The sequence below is a fragment of the uncultured Streptomyces sp. genome, from assembly GCF_947488945.1.
GTDB lineage: Bacteria > Actinomycetota > Actinomycetes > Streptomycetales > Streptomycetaceae > Streptomyces.
Window position 1 is genome coordinate 1 of record NZ_CANLBS010000079.1, and the last position, 707, is coordinate 707.

Annotated in this window: 1 protein-coding gene; it reads right to left on the reverse strand. The window is 68.0% G+C overall.

The window, feature by feature from the left end; all coding sequences use genetic code 11:
- A partial coding sequence (locus Q0994_RS33900) for a polyketide synthase dehydratase domain-containing protein (RefSeq protein WP_299542584.1) occupies positions 1 to 707 on the reverse strand: 707 nt, incomplete at both ends.

Consider the following 707-nt stretch of genomic DNA (forward strand, 5'->3'; position numbering starts at 1 on the left):
GAGGCGTCGAACAGTGCCGGGTGGAAGGCGAACGCGCCGGCAGAGTCGGCGTGCTCGTCCGGCAGTGCCACCTCGGCATAAATGTGCTCACTGTCCCGCCACGCTGCCCGCAGCCCCTGGAAAGCCGGACCGTAATCGAACCCGACCTCCGCCAACCGCACACGCAGACCCGCCAGATCCACCGGCTCACAACCCACCGGCGGCCACACAGCAGGAACCACCGAAACCAACGGCCCCGCATCCGCCACCAGAACACCCCGCGCGTGACAGACCGCCTCGGCCGACCCCTCACCCACCCGGCTCTCCGGCCGCGAATACACAGCAACCGCCCGACGACCACCCTCATCAGGCTCAGCGACCGACACCTGCAACTGCACCGCCACACCATCATCCAGAACCAACGGCGCCTCGAGCACCAACTCCTCAAGAACCGCAGCACCCGCCTGCCGGCCCGCCACCACCGCCAACTCCACCAACGCCGTACCAGGCACAATCACCGTGCCGAGCACCACGTGATCCCTGACCCACGGCGCCGAATCCAACGACAGACGCCCCGTCAACAACCACTCGTCCCGCTCACCCAACCGCACCGCCGCACCAAGCAGCGGATGATCCAGCCGGCCCAGACCCGCGGCAACCGCATCACCACCACCAACACCAGGAGCCAGCCAGAACCGCTGCCGCTGGAAGGCATACGTGGGCAGGGG